This window comes from Natrinema sp. LN54 (assembly GCF_052439245.1).
Lineage (GTDB): Archaea > Halobacteriota > Halobacteria > Halobacteriales > Natrialbaceae > Natrinema > Natrinema versiforme_A.
The window spans coordinates 568,238-586,186 of sequence record NZ_JBQVRP010000001.1; the positions used below are offsets into that span (position 1 = coordinate 568,238).

10 protein-coding genes are annotated in these 17,949 nt (G+C 68.9%); 5 read left to right on the forward strand and 5 right to left on the reverse strand.

Going from position 1 to position 17,949, the window contains the following annotated elements:
* The first annotated feature begins 83 nt into the window (after positions 1–83).
* Genes ACT4ML_RS02890 through ACT4ML_RS02900 form a run of 3 tightly spaced genes read left to right on the forward strand, consistent with a single transcriptional unit; the run spans position 84 to position 7,078 of the window.
* Positions 84–2,369 (forward strand): hypothetical protein, encoded by a 2,286-nt coding sequence (locus ACT4ML_RS02890; protein WP_444719509.1) that lies wholly within the window; start codon positions 84–86, stop codon positions 2,367–2,369.
* On the forward strand, positions 2,362–3,411 hold the full coding sequence (locus tag ACT4ML_RS02895) for a hypothetical protein (RefSeq protein ID WP_444719510.1): 1,050 nt from the start codon (positions 2,362–2,364) through the stop codon (positions 3,409–3,411). Before ACT4ML_RS02890 ends, ACT4ML_RS02895 begins: the two co-directional genes overlap by 8 nt.
* The gene (locus ACT4ML_RS02900) at positions 3,404–7,078 is read left to right on the forward strand and encodes a UvrD-helicase domain-containing protein (protein ID WP_444719511.1); all 3,675 of its coding nucleotides are present in this window, start codon (positions 3,404–3,406) and stop codon (positions 7,076–7,078) included. Before ACT4ML_RS02895 ends, ACT4ML_RS02900 begins: the two co-directional genes overlap by 8 nt.
* Before the next feature lie 48 nt (positions 7,079–7,126).
* On the opposite strand, the gene ACT4ML_RS02905 is transcribed toward ACT4ML_RS02900, so the two are convergent.
* The 3 genes from ACT4ML_RS02905 to ACT4ML_RS02915 form a co-directional block, all read right to left on the reverse strand.
* Complete coding sequence (locus ACT4ML_RS02905) at positions 7,127–10,150, reverse strand: PAS domain S-box protein (RefSeq protein WP_444719512.1); 3,024 nt, start codon at positions 10,148–10,150, stop codon at positions 7,127–7,129.
* Positions 10,151–10,302: 152 nt separating this feature from the next.
* Positions 10,303–12,927 carry a dihydropteroate synthase gene (gene folP, locus ACT4ML_RS02910; RefSeq protein ID WP_444719513.1) on the reverse strand — a complete coding sequence of 875 codons (2,625 nt, stop codon included), beginning with the start codon at positions 12,925–12,927 and terminating at the stop codon, positions 10,303–10,305.
* A 164-nt stretch (positions 12,928–13,091) separates the two neighbouring features.
* Entirely contained in the window at positions 13,092–14,078 is a 987-nt protein-coding gene (locus ACT4ML_RS02915; protein ID WP_444719514.1) for an endonuclease/exonuclease/phosphatase family protein, read from the reverse strand.
* A 136-nt stretch (positions 14,079–14,214) separates the two neighbouring features.
* Between ACT4ML_RS02915 and ACT4ML_RS02920 the strand changes: the two genes are divergently transcribed.
* Positions 14,215–14,586, forward strand: a complete 372-nt coding sequence (locus tag ACT4ML_RS02920; RefSeq protein WP_444719515.1) for a cupin domain-containing protein — start codon at positions 14,215–14,217, stop codon at positions 14,584–14,586.
* 143 nt (positions 14,587–14,729) lie between these two features.
* Here ACT4ML_RS02920 and ACT4ML_RS02925 read toward each other — a convergent pair whose 3' ends face one another.
* Complete coding sequence (locus ACT4ML_RS02925; protein WP_444719516.1) at positions 14,730–14,972, reverse strand: hypothetical protein; 243 nt, start codon at positions 14,970–14,972, stop codon at positions 14,730–14,732.
* A gap of 179 nt (positions 14,973–15,151) precedes the next feature.
* Entirely contained in the window at positions 15,152–15,934 is a 783-nt protein-coding gene (locus tag ACT4ML_RS02930) for an ABC transporter ATP-binding protein (protein WP_444719517.1), read from the reverse strand.
* Positions 15,935–16,199: 265 nt separating this feature from the next.
* On the opposite strand from ACT4ML_RS02930, the gene ACT4ML_RS02935 reads away from it, so the two are divergent.
* Positions 16,200–17,867 carry a hypothetical protein gene (locus ACT4ML_RS02935; protein WP_444719518.1) on the forward strand — a complete coding sequence of 556 codons (1,668 nt, stop codon included), beginning with the start codon at positions 16,200–16,202 and terminating at the stop codon, positions 17,865–17,867.
* Positions 17,868–17,949: the final 82 nt, after the last annotated feature.

Below are 17,949 nucleotides of genomic sequence, written 5' to 3' on the forward strand. Positions count from 1 at the left end.
GATCGGTCCCGGGATGACAGACAGCGATCAGGTCGTGCCCACATTTAAGTAGGGATTCGGCCATACACGGTGACGTACAACCGATGGCGTCCCCGCCGCCCGCACTCGACGGAACCTGCAAGCTCCTCCCGGGCCCCGCCCCCGGTAGCGACGTGTTCGCGACCGTCGCCGCCGAATACGCCGCCCTCGCGGCGGAACACGGCCCGCGAAACGTCCTGGTCCTGAAACGGCATCCGACGGGCCTCGAGTCCCTGACCGACGCGCTGGCCGAGATCGACCGCGAGCGGGCTGACGGGGGACCCCGTTCGCCCCGGATCGAATCGCTGCCGGAACACGCCTCGAAGACCATCGAGGAGTACGATCCCACGCTCTCCCGCCTCGAGTACGAGGAACGTATCGAACTCATCTCGCTGGTGATCGACGGCGCGAGCCGCGCGGTGCCCGACTACCTCGAGCGCGCGGCCGCCCACGAGAGCTTCTCGCGCGACGTGGGGCAACTGCTGCTCGCGGCGACCCGCCAACGGCTCCGGCTCGACGACCTCGAGATCGACGATCCGCACGACTGTCTCGCCTTCCTGTACGCGATGAACGACCGGTTCCACGCAGAACTCGACGACCGGGATTACGTCGAGCGGGCCGACGTGGTCCCGCAGGCGGTCGACCTGCTCGAGGCGGACGCCGACGGCCTGCGAACCCGCGTCACCGGCTCGTTCGACGCCGTCCTCGCCGTCGAATTCGAGGAGTACCGCCGGCTCGACCGCCGGTACCTCGCGGCGCTGACCCGCGACGCCGACCTCGTCTGTCTCGGCGAGCGCCACGCCAGCGTCGAGCGCACGCGGGTCGAACCGGGCCGCGTCGCGACCATCGCGGCCGAGGCCGGCCTCGAGGTCGAGCCGCTCGAGCCCGTGGCCGCCGCCGAAGACGGTACCGAGGGTTCACCTCCCTCACCCCCACATCGCGCCATCACTCGATTCCTCGCGACCGGCGAGACGCCGGATCGAACCACGCTCGACGCGGCGGCCGGGGCCGAACCCGGAGACGCCGAGCCGGCGGGCGTCGCGCGACGCGTCCGGACCGAGACGGCCCGCGAACAGGTGCGGGCGGTCGCGACCGAAATCGAATCGCTGCGCGATCGGCACGGCTGGTCCCACGACGAGTTCGCCGTCGCGGTCCCGCGGATCGAACGGGTACCGGAGACGAGACGGCGGCTCCGGGACGCCGGCGTACCGACGGCGACGATCGGCACCCCCTCGCTGGCGGACGATCCCGCGGTGAACGAACTCTACGCGGTCGTCACGCTCCAGTGCGAACGCGAGCGAGACGGCGATGGCGACCGATTCGCTCGAGCCGAGTCGCCCGACCGCAGGCGGGGCTCGAGCGACCCGCGGGACGTCTCACTGGATCGCCTCCGCGCCCGCGTCCCCGAGTTCTCGCCGGACCTGCTGGCGACGACCGCCGGGGCGAGCGTGCGCCGCTCGCTCGAGCGCTGGATCCGGGAGACGGACCTGAAGGGGCGGATCGCCCTCGAGGAGGACTGGATCGACGCCCGCGAGCAGTACGAGGGCGTCCGGCGCGTCCTCGAGATCGCCCGGTTCGTCGAGGAGACGGATCTGGTGGGGCCGGACTGGCAGGGGCTGCGCCGGATGCTCCGCCGGACGATCCAGTACGACGCGCCGTACGTCCACGCGGTCGAGACGCGGCCGCCGACCGGCGGCGTCACCGTCTGTGCCGTCGACGACCTCAAGTACGACTCGCGGAATGCGGTCTTCCTGCTGGATCTGATCGACGAGACCTACCCGGGCGAACAGTTCCTCACCCAACTGTTCCCGACGGCGTGGCTCCGGAACATGCCGGCCTACCCCGCGGTCACGGCCCCCTCGGACGCGGACATCGCGGAGACCTTCGAAACGGTCGACGCAGACGGTTTCGGGGACCCCTTCGAGACGTACCACGCCCAGCGGTCCCGCAGGCGGCTCGCGCTCGGGGCTCGCGCCGCCGAACGCGCGCTCTACTGCTGTTCCTACGAGCGGGGTTCGGGAAGCCTGCAGCGGACCTACGACGAGTCGCGCTACCTGAAACTGATCGAGTCGACCCCCGGCCTCGCCTTCGAGGAGATCGCCGCCGCCGCGGACGCGGCAATCCACGGCGAGACGAACGCGCTCGAGGCGCTGCTGGCCCAGCCGCGGGGCGAACTCGAGCGGGTGCTCCGAGAGGCGAGCACCGGTGGCGAGGCCGATCTCGGCGAGACCGAGGCGCTGTTCGAGGAGATCGCGGTCGTGCTCGAGGAGGGCGATATCGACGACGAACTCGCGGAGGCGGTCCGCTCGCAGTTCGAGTTCGCCGCGGGCGAGGTGGTCCGCGATGACTGACGCCGACTCGAGCGCCGCCTCGCTTTCGGTCGACGGGCTCCGCACCGCGCTGCACTGTCCCCGCCGGTACGAGTTCGCCCACGTCCACGGACTCGATGGGAGCGACGACGACGCCGTCGACGACCGCGTCGCCCTCCTGCGGACCGCTATCTGCGACGCGCTCCGGAGCGGCGAGACCGACCGCGAGGCCCTCGAGACCGTCGCCCGCGACCGGCTCTCGGCGCTGTGGACCGACCACGACGAGCCGTTCCACTCCGTCGCCCAGCGCCGCCACGAGCGGCGGGTGCTCGAGGCGACGCTTTCGGCGTACCTCGAGCGCGTCGGCGTCGACCACGCCGCGGGACTCGAACGACTCGACGCCGATGCGGCCCGCGGCGAACTGATCGGGCCGGAACTCCCGCTCTCGAGTACGGTCGCGCTCCCCGACGCGGCGGACGGGTCGGAGCCACCCGCGACCGACGCGGTGACGATCGACGCGACGGTCGATTACGTCTACGGCGACGGCTCGTCGATCGTCGGCGTCCGGTTCGTCCCGACGCTCGCACCGCTCGGCCGCCTGCGCTATCGCTCCGACTGGGAGGGCGACGTGGCCGACCTCTTCACCGACCACTTCGACGACGAGCGGGACGCGTTCGACCCGGACCCGGTGGGCTCGCTCTTCGAGACCGCCGTCGTCATCGACGGGCTCCGTACCCTCCGCGACCGGCTCGAGTTGGGCGATCGGACCTGCCGCTACGTCCAGATTCCGCTGGCCGACCGGTCTGGGACGGCGGTGAACTGGGTCCGGGACACCGTCGAGACGAGCCTCGAGGTCGTCGATCTCACTGACGTCTACATCGATCACCACACCTACGGCATGACCCACGACCACCGAAACGAGACCGTCGATAGTCGACTCGCAACCGTCGCCTCGAGCCTCGTCTCCGGGCCGTTCGATCCGTCCGACCGCTGGGATCAGATCGAGGAACACGCCTGTCCCGACTGCGAGTACACCGTCTGCTGTCAGGAATACATCAGTCAGGAGGTGCGGTTCGATGGGTGAGACGCCGCGGGACGGAGCGGCCGAGGACATCGAACCGAAGGGCAATCAGGAGGCGGTTATCGACAGCCGCGCGGCCTGTACCTCCGTCGACGCGGGCGCGGGCACCGGGAAGACGACGACGATGCTCGTCCGAATCGAGCGCGCCGTCGAGCGGGGCGACGTCGATCCGGACGACGTGCTCGTGTTGACCTTCGCCAACGAGGCGGCCGCGAGCATCCGCACGGCGGTCGCCGAGCGGCTCGATCCCGACGCCGCGGCGGCGATCGACGTCTACACCTACCACTCGTTCTGTTACCGACTGGTCCGTGAGTACGCCTACTATCTGGGCTACTCGCCCGAGTTCGACGTCGTCACCGAGCGCACGCGACGGCGGCTCATCGGCCGCCTGCTCGCGACCAACGACTACGATTTCGCGGCCGCGTCGACCCGCAACGACGGCTCGCCGGCCGACCTCGTCGACTCGGTCGACCGGTTCATCCAATCGATGAGCCAGGAGGACATCACGCCAGACGACTTACAGTCGGGGCTGCCACCGGTTCGCACCCTCGAGCTGTGCAACGAGTTCGTCCTCTGGCTCGAGCGAACCGCCGGCGACGACCTCTCGTTCGACAACGAGTCGTTCCGGTACTTCAACCGGGACGAGCACCTCGAGACGGCCCGAGAATCGCTGGTCGATTACGGCAAGCTCGTTTCCTACTGCCGGGAGAAGATCGCGGAAGCGCCGGACACGTTCCGCGAGGACGACGTGGTTCGAGATATCGACCGGTATCTCCGGACCCTCCAGACGTGCGTGACGAACACGATCGAGACGCTCTCGTTGGACGACCGGACCACGAAACACCTGCCGCGGGCGCTGTTCGGCAACCGGATCTGGGGGCAGGCGACGAGTCGGATCGAACAGACTCCCTTCGGCCGCCTGAAACACTACGTCGAGTTCCTCCGGCTGGCCCGCCACTACGCCGACGTCTACGCGGATTACCACGAGGCGCTCGCGGCCGAGCGGACGATGGACTTCGACGAGTTGGTGCGGACGGCGACGGGGCTGCTGGACGACGACGCGATTGCAAGCGAAATCACCGGCCAGTGGACGCAGGTCTACTGCGACGAGTTTCAGGACACCGACGAGACCCAGTTCTCGCTGGTCACCGAACTCACGGACGGCCCCGACCGGCCGGACCTGCTCGCGATCGGCGACAAGGATCAGGCGATCTACGGCTGGCGCGGTACCGACCGCGAGGGGCTCGACCGGCTGGCAGAGGCCTACGACGACCACGAGGCGATCGAACTCGAGCTCAACTTCCGCTCGAGACAGGAGATCCTGGACCTGACCAACGGCTGTGACTACGGCCCGCAGTCCTCGAAGACGCTGCGGGAGGACGGCCGGACGCGCGGGAGCTACGACGAGGCGGAGCCGCCGGACCGCGTCGTCAAGGTCGAGAGCGATGCGGTGCCCCAGTCGACACCCGAACAGGTCGCGACGACGGTCTCGCGGCTGCTCAACGGCGAGGCCGCGAACGTCCCCCAGCGCTCGCTGGGCGATATCGCGGTCATCGTTCGGACGAACCACCACGCGCAGACGGTCGCAGACGAACTGCGGGACCTGCAGATTCCCTACGAGATCTCCGGCTCGCCCCGCGGGGAGATTTCGCCCGGAATGCAAACGGTGCTCTCGTACCTGCGCGTCCTCGTCGAACCGGACGCCGACGCCCACCTCCGGCGCGTGCTGCTCTACCGGTACCGGCTCCCCGAGAACGACCTCGCGGCGTTGCAACGGCGGGACGGCTCACTGTACGATGCAGTGATGGCGGCCGATCCGGCGGCGCTCGACCTCGAGCACCCAGACGGGCTCGCGACGGCGCGGGACCACCTCGCGGAACTCGAGCGGGTCCGGGACGTCTATCCGCTCTCGGGGTTCGTCCGCCGGTTCCGAGAGCTGACGCGGATCGAGTGGTTCTGTGCGAGCGAGGAGCGAGACGAGTTCGACCGCCTCGAGCGGTTCGTCGAGGCCTACGACTCCGACGGCGTCGTCCAGTCGCTCTCGACCGAGTTCGTGGACGCGCTCGCCCAGACGCTTCGGAGCGGCGGGAGCGACCGGACCCGCGGGACCAGATCCGACGACTGCGTCGACGTGATGACGGTCCATCAGGCGAAGGGCCTCGAGTTCGACACCGTCCTCGTGCCCTACCTCTCGGACGAGGAGTGGTGCGTCGACGGGGATTACGTCGAGCGAGCGCGGTACCGGCTGCTGGCCGCGACGCTCGACGACGAGGTCGACTCCCCGCTGCACGCCGACCTCGCCGCGGAGCGGGTCGGCGAGGAGTGGCGGGTGCTCCACGTCGCACTCACTCGGGCCGAGAACCACCTGTTCGTGTTCGGCTCCGACTACGAGTACGACGGCGACGAGGACGAACTCGCGGCGTCGACGGCCGATGCGTGTCTGGCGACCGATATCGAGTGGTCCGTGACCGGCCAGCGGATGGATCTCTGGTCGTCGCTGACCGCGAGCTTCGATCGGGTGCGCGAGGTCTACCCCGAAACGATCGTCGACCGCACCGACGAGATCGCCGCCTCGGCCGGCGAGAGCCCGGGAACGATCACCTACTACGCCGACTACGGGGACCGCCCCGTCGAACCGCTCGAGACCCGCGAGGCGATCGAGACCGTCCACCGGTTGGGCCGACAGCTTCGCGACGGAACCCTGCTGTCGGCCGCCGACGCCGCGAGTCACGGCCCGCTCGAGGCGGCGTCGGCCGACGGCTCGGAGCCGCCGGCTCGCGTTCCCAGCGGCCGCCGGCTCTCCGCGCTGACGACCGACACCGTCCGCTTCCCGGTCGAGACGCTGGCGACGGCGACCGACCTCCCGGTCGCGATGCGTCACAGTTACTCCGCGATGGACACCCACGAGACCTGCGCGCGGAAACACTATCTCGATCACGTCGTCCGAGCGATCGACGACCCCGATCCGCTCGAGTGGGCGGAAAGAGCCGGAACCGAGACCGCAGCGCCCGCCGACTCGGCGTCGCGGATCGTCGGCACCGTCTTCCACGACGTCGCGGAGGAAGCCTTCCACCGCGAGTACCACGGCCGCGAGGCGTGGCGCGAGGCGGCCGTCCGACAGCTCACCGCGCGCGACCTGCTCGCACACCGGGAGGGCGTCCTCGCCTGCGTCGACCGCTACTTCGAGGCGACCGCACCCGCGTACGACCGGCCGGTCGCCGACTGGGAGCCGCTGGCCGCGGAACTACCCTTCTCGCTCGAGGACGTGGCCGGCGTGACCGGCGACGTGGTCGGCTACGTGGACACGGTTCGGCGGCTGCCCGACGGCGGCCTCGCGGTCCTCGACTACAAGGCCACCGCCGAGCGGCTCTCCCCCGACGAGGCCGTCCAGTTGGCGCTCTACCTGCGGGCCTGCGAGGACCGGTTCGACGAGCCGATCGCGGCCGTCGGCTACGTCTACGTCGGCGACGTCGACGGCCCCCGCGTCGACTGCTTCGAGCCCGACGCACTGCCGTCGTGGGACTCCGTCCTCGAGACGCTCGAGGCGGTCGACGAGCCCTCGTTCCGGGAGACGACGCCGGGCGAGCACTGCCGGCACTGTCCGCACCGGTCACTTGGCTGCGGGCCGGACGAGTATTCGCCCGAAACCGACACAGCGGACGGCGACTGACGGTGCTCGCGGCGTTCGACGGACGCGATCGGTGCTCGAGAGGGGCGCTTACGCCTCGTCTCCGTTCGCGGCGGGGAGCGTAAACGAGAACGTCGTCCCCCCGTCGGGATCGGGCTCGACCCAGATGTCGCCGCCGTGGCGCTCGACGATCCGCTTGCACAGCGCGAGGCCGATCCCCGTGCCGTCGTGTTCCTCGCGGGTGTGGAGCCGCTGGAACACCTCGAAGATGCGCTCTCGGTCGTCGGGATCGATGCCGATCCCCTCGTCGTTGACCGAGAGCACCCAGTTCCCGCCGTCGCGCTCGGCACTGATCTGCACTCGGGGCCGCTCGCCGCCGCTGTACTCGATCGCGTTCGCCAGCAGGTTCTGGAACACTTGCCGTAGCTGGTTCGCGTCGCCCTCGACGACGGGTAACGGTTCGGTCTCGATCTCGGCGTCGGTCTCGTCGATCCGGAGCTGGAGGTCGGTGCGCACGTCGGCGACCACCGCGTCCAGATCGACCGGTTCCAGCGGATCGCCCCGCGTCTCGATTCGCGAGTACGCGAGCAGTGCGTCGATCATCTCGCGCATGCGCTCGGCCCCGTCGACGGCGAACTCGAGGAACTCCTCGCCGTCCTCGTCGAAGGCGTCGCCGTACCGGTCCGCGAGGAGGTTGAGATAGCTCGTGACCATCCGCAGGGGCTCTTGCAGATCGTGCGAAACGGCGTAGGCGAACTGCTCTAAGCGCTCGTTGGACTCCTCGAGCTTTCGCTGGTACTTCCGGCGTTCCGTGATGTCCTGAACCATGACCATGCCGGCGAACGTGTCGCCGTCGTCGTCCGCGACCGGCAGCGTGTACGCGATCCAGTGGCGGCCGTGGAACTCGATCTCGAAGGCGTTGGTGTCGCCGTCGAGTGCGGCCCGAAAGTTCGGCTCGAGCTGGGCGGCCAACTCCTCCGGGTAGCGCTCCCAGAGGGTCTTCCCGACGATCTCTTCCTCCGCGGTGCCGACCTCCTCCAGAATCGCCCCGCCGGCGGCCGTGTACCTGAGCTCCTCGTCGAACAATCCGACCGCACCGTTCGGGAAGTTCTCCACGAGCGTCCGGTAGCGTCGCTCGGACTCCGCGAGCTGTCGTTGGGCGTCCCTGCGTTCGGTGACGTCGCTCAGCGTGATCACGCCGCGGCTCACCTCGCCGGCCTCGCCGCGGATCGGCATGCCCGCCGCCTCGATGATCCGGCGCTCGCCGTCGGCGGCGTCGATCTCGAAGACGTCCGGGTCCCGCACCTCCTCGCCGCGGAGCACCCGGGCCAGCGTCATCTCCTCGGGGTCGGCCCGCTCGCCCGAGTCGGCCCACCGCACCGAATACCGCTCGTACTCGTCGACGGACTCGGCGTCGAACACGTCCCCGCCCCAGATCTCGTGTGCGGTGTCGTTAGCCGCGACGATCGCCCCGTCGGCCTCCGCGACGACGACCCCGACCGGCAGCACCTCGAACAGGGTCTCGAGTTGCTCCTTGTTCCGCTCGAGACGGCGCTCGCGCTCGACGCGGTCCGTAACGTCGCGGACGACGCCGACGCGACCGACCTCGTCGTCCGTCTCGAAGGGGGCAAATCGAGTCACGACCGGAATCTCGCCGTCGGCGGCGGTGACGTGTTCGTCCAGTTCCGCGATGTCGGTCTCGCCCGTGACCATCTCCCGCTGGAGCCGCTCGGCTCGATCGACCTTCGATTCCGGAAACACCGTCGCGGCGTGTTCCCCGACCAGCGCCTCCCGGTCGCGACCAAGCATGTCGGCGAAGGCTTCGTTTACCGTGTCGAATCGGCTGTTACCGTCGAGGACGTAGACGCCGTCGTCGATCGTTTCCACGATCCGCTCGTAGCGCTGGAGTTCGCGTTCGCGCTCTCTGCGCGCGGAGATGTCGCGGTCCGAGACGATGATCGATACCACCTCGCCGTCGTCGTTCGTGACCGGACGGAAGTAGCCGCTGAGGGCGTACCACTGGCCGTCCGGTCGGGTGAGGTCGGTCTCGAACTCGACGTACTCGCCCGCGGCCGCGCGCTCGGTCCACTCCTCGACCGCGTCCCGTACGTCGTCGCTCTCGCCCCACCACGCGGTCTCCCAGAACGGCTCGCCCCTCACCGCCTCGAGGTCGGCCTCGACGTACTCCATCGCCGTCCGGTTGATGTCGATGACCGTCCCGTCGGGCTCGAGCAGGCCGACGAGAATGTTCGGATCCTCGAAGATCGCCTCGTATCGCCGCTCCTTGCGCTCGAGTTCGCGCTCGCGCTCCCGGCGCTCGGTGACGTTCCGCGAGATTGCGAGGACGTACTCCCGGTCGAGTTCGACGGCGACGGCGTTGACCTCCACGGGATAGGTCGTGCCGTCCTTTCGTCGGTGACGACCCTCGAACGTGATCGTCCCCTCGGCCCGCAGGTCGGCGACGAAGGAGTCCCACGCGTCTCGGTCGGGGAGTCCGGTCTCGACGTCGGGAACCGTTAGCGACAGCAACTCCTCGCGAGTGTAGCCGCGGCGTCGGCAGGCGGTTTCGTTGACGTCCAGATACCGGCCCGTCTCCGGATCGATGACGAGCACGCTGTCCGTGGAGTGATCGAGCAGGGTCCGGAACAGTTCGAGTTCCTCCTCGAGCTCTCGGCGTTCGATGATGGCCTCGGCGCGTTTCCGTTCGGTGATGTCTCGAACGATACCGACGGTGCCCCGGAGCTCGCCGTCGTCGGTCAGGAGACTCAACCGGAGTTCACAGGGAATCGTCCCGCCGTCGGCGGTCTCGGCCGCCAATTCGAACGTTTGTCGCCGCCGGTCACCCGTCGAGAGCCGCGTCGAAATTTCCCGTTCGATTCGGCGGTGATCGTCCTCGGCGAGGACGAGCGAGATGTGCTCGCCGAGGAGGTCGTCGCGCGCGTAGCCCGTCAGCTCGACGATGCAATCGTTGACCGCGACGAACCGTCCGTCGGCATCGAGCTGGTAGATACCGTCGTCGACGATGTCGACGAGCGTTCGATACCGTCGGAGCGCCTCGGATTCGTCCGCGTCCGCCCAGAAGTCCCGCTCCGAGGTCGCCGCCCGTTCGCACATACCTGCGCACGTGGTCTTCGAACGGCATAAGTCCCGTCCCGGACGGCTCGCGCCGCTCATCAGTGCGGGTACGAAGTATCTCGCGCCGACCGTCGAACGGCTGCTGGCCAGCGGCGGTCGGGGACGGAATCCAGCCGGGCCGCGGGAGCGGCCTACGGTTCCCAATCGAACCGCTCCGGATCGCGCGCCGCCAGCGCCGTCCGGACCGCGGCGACGTTCTCGGCCACGTCGTGGACGCGAATCAGGTCGGCCCCGCGGTCGGCCGCCAGCGCGCTCGCCGCGACGGTCGCCTCGAGTCGGTCGCCGGATTCGCGGCCGACCCGTTCGAACATGGATTTGTGGGAGTGGCCGAACAGTACGGGACAGCCCAGCGCGTGGAACTCGTCGATTCGATCGAGGAGTTCGAAGTTCTCGACCGCGGACTTGCCGAAGCCGATGCCGGGGTCGACGATGATCTGGCTGCGGTCGAGCCCGGCCTTCTCGGCCAGCAGGATGCGTTCGGAGAGCTGGTCGATCACGTCCGCGACGACATCGTCGTACTCGATGTCGCGGTCCGGCACGACCGGTGCGTCGATGCTGTGCATGACGACCAGCCCCGCGTCGTGGTCGGCCGCGACGAAGCGCATCTCGGGGTCCTCGAGCCCCGAAACGTCGTTGATGATGTCCGCGCCGGCCTCGAGCGCGGCGTCGGCGACGGCGGCCCGCCGGGTGTCGACCGAAATCAGGGCGTCGAGGTCGGCGATCCGTTCGATCACGGGGACGACCCGGTCCAGTTCCTCCGCGACCGAGACGGGCTCTGCGCCCGGGCGGGTGGACTCCCCGCCGATATCGATCACGTCGACATCGGCCTCGATCATGGCCTCGGCGCGGGTTACGGCGTCCTCGAGCGCGTCGTACTCGCCGCCGTCGTGGAAGCTGTCGGGCGTGACGTTCAGGATCCCCATCACGGCGGTTCGATCCGCCCACGGGTAGTCCGGGCCGCTCGAGCCCTCGGTCGTCCAGCCAGGAGTGCGAGCCGGATCCGTCCGGCGATCCGTTTCCGAGGAGTCGGTCACGGCGGCCGCGGCGTCGCTTTTTTCATCGCCGCCATCCGCACCCGTCTCCGCTTCGGCTCCGGGCTCGACTCCGGAACCGGCGTCGATCTCGAGGGTCGCCCGCAGCTCGCGGGCGACGTCGGCCAGCCCGTGGGGCCGGGATCGGTTCTCGAGGGCCCCGACGAGCGCCTCGAACTGGGCGAGGGTTCCCATCAGGACGGCGTCGACGGCCTCGTCGTCCCGCTCGAGGCCGGAGAGGGCGCACTCGCCGCCGACCCGGAGCAGTTCCTCCTTGAGGACGGTCGCCTGCCGGTCCCGCAGCGCCGTCCTGACGACCCGGTGGACGGCGTCGCCGTCCAGCCGTTCCACGTCGCCCGCGGCGACGTTCGCCGCCTCGAGCGCGTCGCGGGCGTCCGAACGGTCGCGAACCCGCTTGGACACGTCGGTTCGGGTCCACCGCGAGCGGGCCTCGGCGACCGCGAACAGCGAGCCGGTGACGAGTACGCAGTCGCCGCTCTCGGCGTCGGCGAGCGCGGTTGCGAGCGCGTCCGGAACTGCCGGCTCGGTGCGGACGGTGCCGGCACCGGCGTCCGCGAAGACGTCCGCGAGGACGGCCGCGTCCTCGGCGCGATCGAGAGAGGGTTCGGTCGCGGTGACGATATCGGGCGTCGGCAGGGCGGCGGCCATCTCGCGGTGGTCCTTGTCGTGCATCGCGCCGAAGACGAGGTGGAGGTCGTCGTAGTCGTAGGTCCCGAGCGTCTCGGCGAGTCCCTCGCAGGCTCCCGGGTTGTGCGCGCCGTCGAGGACGACCAGCGGCTCGGTGTCGAGCACCTCGAACCGGCCCGGCCAGTGGGCGCTCCGCAGGCCGCGCTCGAGGTCCGTCCCCGAGACATCGCCGACCTGCCGGGCGAGGGTCGCGGCGATACCCGCGTTTTCGGCCTGATGTGCGCCCAGCAGCGGAATCCGCGTCTCGAGGTCCCAGTCGTCGGCGTCGATCGAGACGGCGGCTTCGGTGTGGTTGGTCCGCCCGCCGTAGGTGACGCGGACGTCCGGTCGCGAGCCCTCGTCGTCGCCATCGTTCTCGTCCGGCTCCGGTCCGACGGTCACCACGTCGCCGGCGACCTCGCGGATCGCCTCGAGCGGGCTCCCGGTGACGCCCGTCACGAGCGGTGCGTCGGCCGGCGCGACGTGGGCCTTGTCGCGGGCGATCTCCTCGACGGTATCGCCGAGGATGCCCGTATGCTCCAAGGTCACGCTCGTCACCGCGCTCGCGACCGGATCGACGACGCTCGTGGCGTCGTACTTGCCGCCGATACCGACCTCGAGGACGGCGATGTCGACGTCCTCGCGGCCGAACTGCCACAGCGCCATCGCGGTCATCGTCTCGAAAAACGTCGGCGAGTCGCCGTCGGCACCGCGCGCCGTGATGTACTCGCGGGCAGCGTCGACGTACTCACAGACCGCGGCGCGGGGGATTTTCCGGCCGTCGACGCGGACGCGCTCGCGGAGGTCCTCGAGGTGTGGCGAGGTGTAGAGGCCGACGGAATAGCCGGCTTCCCGCAGGGTCCGCTCGAGCATTCGGGCCGTGCTCCCCTTCCCGTTGGAGCCGGCGATCTGGACGAAGTCGACATCGTCGTGTGGGTCCTCGAGGTGGGCCAGCAGCCGGGCCGTCGACTCCGTGCCCGGCTTCGGGCGGAACCGCCGCAGATCGAAGAGGAAGTCCGCCGCCTCGTGATACTCCATATCCGAACCACAGAGTCCGGCCGCTTTAGGGTGTCGGACTCCGCTCTCGCGCCGTGTCTCGAGCGGTCCGCGGGACCGGTCGACGCCCGAGTTCGGCGTTGCACTCGGCGCTCGTCGGTCCGCGGCGTGTGAAAGAATACGACGGCTGCCGATCGGCCCGCGTCTCACGCGCTCGTCGCCGTCAGCGACAGTTCCAGACCGACGTGATCGGTCAGGTAATTGGGGACCTCGCCGTCGTCGTCGGCGTAGAACTGGGACGGCGGCGCGAGTTCCCGCCAGAACACGCGGCGATCGATCGTTTCGACGCTCAGTTCCATCGCGTGATCGGCCGAGGGCTCCTCGAGGAAGGCGTAATCGATCCGCTCGCCTGCGTCGTCGCTGGGACAGTACGCCGGCGGTGCATCGCTCGAATCGAAGGCGCACCCGTTGACGATCGCATCGTCGTTCGTTCCGCCCGGCCCGTTCCCGTGGTCGAGCCACACGTCGGACAGCCCGGCGGTCGACGCGAACGTCTCGAGGGCGTCGGCCGCTTCGCCGTCCGGCGCGATGTTGAAATCGCCCGCGACGAGGGTCACGTTCTCCGGACTGGTCTGCTCGGCGACGAACACCCCCAGTTCGTCGAGTTGCTGGGCTCGCAGTGCCGGGATGTCCTCGTCACCGCCGTCGGCCCACGGGAGCGGCGACCCGGTCACCAGATGCGTCGTGAACAGGTCTATCTTCCCGGGCCCGAGGTCCAGTTCCACGTAGTGTGCGCCTTTCCCGACGTGTGCGTCGACGTAGGTCAGGTTGTCGTCCGGTTCCGCGTCGTACTCGAGTGTCGCCCGATCGGTGACGGAGACGCCCGAGACCAGATCCAGCAATCCCGCACCCTTCTCGCCGCCGTCCGGTTCGGGGCCCGAAACCGCCGTTCCGGTCCCGGCAGCGTCGACGTACTCGGTCTCGACCGTCTCCTGTTCGTCGTTGAACACTTCACAGAGCCCGACGATGTCGTAGCCCTCCGTACCCAGCCGCTGGCCGAGTTCGACCGCCCGCTCCTGATACTGCGGTTTCGCCGCGACGTTGAGCGACGAGCCCAGGACGCCCTCGATGCCGTCGACGAGCCACGAGTTCACCCAGAGGAACCGATACGACTCGGGTTCCGCTCGGTACATAGAAATATAGTCGTGATCAAAGCTGTCCGCTGTCCCCGTTTCTCGAGCGTAGCCCCAATGATACGAACAGGTTCGGGAGAAGAGCGACCCGTCCGGACCGGAGACTTGCTATCGAGACTCTCGGAGGCAATCACCCATGCCAGCGACGGATTTCGACACCGAACGAACGTACGACGAGCATCGATTCAGCGCCCAACCGGTCTTCCGGAGCGACCGGATGAAGGCCGTCCTCGGCTACTTCGAGCCGGGACAGTTCATCCCGGTTCACGCGCCCGGCAGCGACGTGACGATCTGTGTCCGCTCCGGCACCGGCGTCGTCCGCGAGGGCGAGACCGAACACATCGTCGGTCCCGACGACGTGGTCGCCGTCGAAGCCGATGTCGACCGCGGCGTTCGAGCCGACGACGACGGCCGACTCGAGGCCCTGCTCGTCACGAGTCCGCCGCCGACGGACGCCGAGCACGAACCCGTCCGCGAGGGCCTCGAGCGCGGGGTCTTCGATCCCTGACCCAGCCGATCGAACCGAGAATATCCGGAACCGGCCGACGGAGGTGCCGTCTGCGCAGGGCCGACGTACCGTCTCGACTCGAGAAACGACTCCGTATGCTCGTGTTCGTACTCGAGCGAGACTGCGAGGACCGACGAGCGGGTTCAAACGTTGCGAGGCTTCGTCGGGGGACGGACGAACAGCCCGTCGAGCAGCGCGATAGCGGCGATGGCGACGCCCCAGAGAAGGGTCGTTTCGACGGGGAGATCGAGGAGGCGGCCGACGAGAACGGCGACCGCGAACCCTGCCGGAATCAGTCCGAGCAGGAGATCGTATCGGTCGATCGTCGCGGCGTAGTCGGCGAGTCGGGACTCGAGATCGATACCGGTGATGTCTCTCTGCACCATGCCGTCTCACCACCGGACGGTAGTACGACAGCCGGATACTAAAATCATATGGATATCTAACGCCACAGCGGACAGCTACGGGCCGCTTCGTAATTCTCTGTCCGTCTCGCCGATTGGGCTATCGGCTGGTCGGCGGCCGTTCCGGCCTCGAGCACCGACAGCGTCGGGCCAGGCTCGACTCACTCGAACGTCTGCTCCGCCGCGATACCCTCCTGTCCGTGCTCGCGAGTGATCTCGAGGAAGGCGTCCTCCAAGCTGCGGGCGTCGCCGGTCTCGGCGCGGGACTTGAGCGTCTCGGGGTCGCCCTCCGCGACGAGTTCGCCGTCGTGGAGCACGCCGATCTCGTCGGCCAGTTCGTCGACGACCGGGAGGATGTGCGTCGAGAGGAAGATCGTCATCTCCCGATCGGCCAGATCGGCGATGGTGTCCCGCATCGTCCGCGCGGCGCGGGGGTCGAGCCCGCTCGTGGGCTCGTCGAGGAAGGCCACGGCCGGTTCGTGGAGGACCGCCTGAATGACGCCGACCTTCTGGCGCATCCCCTTCGAGTAGTCCTCGATGCGCTTGTTCGCGTCCGCGAGCAGGTCGAACCGCTCGAGCAGCGACTCGATGCGATCCTCGGCGTCGGCCTCGGACATGTCCCGCAGGCCGGCGGCGTACTCGAGTTGCTCCCGACCGGAGAGTTCGTCGTAGACCGGCGGTTCCTCGGGCAGATAGCCGATGTGAGGGGTGACCGACTCGCGGTCCGCGATCGAGTGGCCGGCGACGCGGGCGGTCCCGTCGGTCGGCTTCGTCAGCGTCGTCAGCATCCGCATCGTGGTCGTCTTCCCCGCGCCGTTCGGGCCGAGGAATCCGTAGACCGTGCCGCGCTCGACGTCCATCGTGAGATTCGAGACGGCGGTCGTCTCGCCGTACCGTTTGGTCAGTCCGTCGGTTTCGATGGCGAGGCGGTCGACAGGGCTCATAGGATTCCTTTCACCGCGGCATAATTAAATGTGTGTCATATGCTGCAGTGATGGTGTCGCCGTCCGACCCTCGACCATCGCTCGAGACCGAGCCCGGAAACCCGTGACTCGAGTGTCAGAGACCGCCATCGACTGCCGAACCCGACGGGTCGATCGGTGCGCACGGAATGACAGAAATCCAAATAGTTTACTGAGCGCGTCACGGAGTTTCGAGTATGAGTCACGACCGCTCGTCCCACGTCCGTCCGAACCGAGGTGGCGGGTGATGGCACACGTACCGATATCGATCACCGTCGCCGAAACGGAAGTCCGGCGCACGGTTCGTGCGGTAGCCGGCGACCGAACCAAACTGCTCATGATGGCCCTGGTCGCGCTGTTCATGCTCGGGCCGATTACGGCCATCGGCCTGGTTCTCTTCCCGGAGCTCGGGGAACAGGCCGCCGCCGGAACGCTATCGGCGGAAGTCGCGACCACGGTCACGGAGGTCGTGACCGGCGCCGTCGCGGTCCTGTGGCTGTTCTTGCTCCTCATGTCGGTCATGCGGGCGGTGACCGCGGTCGCCGATATCGACAAACCGGCCTTCCTCCTGCTGTCGACGCCGGTTCGAAACACGGTCGTCGGCGTCGTGGCTGCGGAGATCGCGCTCTTTGCGGCGTGGCTGGTGCCGCCCGCGGTGATCTTCGGGGCCGCGTTCGCGTCCGGTGCGGGAACGATACTCCCGGTGATCGCCGCGCCGCTGCTGGTCGGACTCGTCCTGCTCACCGTCGTCCCCGTCGGGTTCGTTATCGGCGTCTTGGTCCGGCATCTGATCACCGTCTACGAGCCGGTTGCCCGGTATCGGACGCTGCTGTTCGCCGCGTTCTGGATCGTCTACTTCGGCGCAGTCGCGACCGGCGGCTTCAACACGGTCATGGGAACGCTGTTCACGCGGTTGCAGGCGAGCCCGCTCGGCTGGCCCGGACACGTCCTCCTGCTCGGCATCCCGGGCGTCGATCCGTCGATGCCCCTGATCGGCGGCGCGATCGGCGGCTCGGCGCTCGTCGCCGGCGTCGCGGTCGCGATCGGCGTCCCCACCGCACGGCGACACTGGTTCGCGGATCCGGCCCGTACCGGCGACGAGGAAGTCGCCGAGGAAACGTCGTCCGACCGGCTCAACGGTTTCCTCTCGGGAACGCTCTCCCGGCCGGTTCGGACGGTCGCAGTGACGGCGATCCGCCGAACGAAGCGGTCCCCGATTCGACTGGCGTACGTCGGCTACCCGCTGCTCGGGACGCTCGGCTTCATCCAGCAGATCATCGAGGCCGGGACGGTGCCGTCGTTCATGGCCGTCCTGTTCTCCCTCTACGTCGTCTGGGCGGCCGGTGTCCTGTTCACGCTCAACCCGCTCGGCGACCTCGGGACGGGCCTGCCGGCCGTCGTCACATCGACGCTCACCGGTCGCCAAGCGATTCGAGGCCGGATCGTCGCCGCCGCGCTCGTCAGCGTCCCGTTCGCACTGCTCGTCCCCGCCGTCCTGGGGGTCATCAGCCCGCTCTCGCTCGAGCGGACCGCGGCCTTGGTCGCCGGGACCGCCGTCGGTGCGATCGTCACGCCGGCGCTGGCGTCGGGAGTCGGGTCGGCGTTCCCCCGCTTTGGCAGCGTCAACGTGACCAACAACCGCGAGGCCGTGATGCCGAGCAAGACCGCTTTCCTCGTCTACACGCTCGCGATCGTCCTCCCCACGGTTGCCGCGCTCGTACTCTATCTCGAGGCCCCCGAGGCGATCGCCGGGCTGATCGCGTCGGTCGCCGCGTGGTCGCCGGCTCCCGACCTCTCGATCTCCGCACACGGGATCACCGTCGGGGCGTGGATCGTACTGATCGGCGGCCTGATCGCGCCGCTCGTCTCCTACCGGTACGCGGTCGAGCGCTTCGACTGGTACGCACTCGAGTAGGCGGCCGGCGGCGCGGTCTCCCGGCTCGAGACGACTGCTCCCGTTTCGATCCGGAGCCGCGGGCCCGCCGTTTAGCGACCCG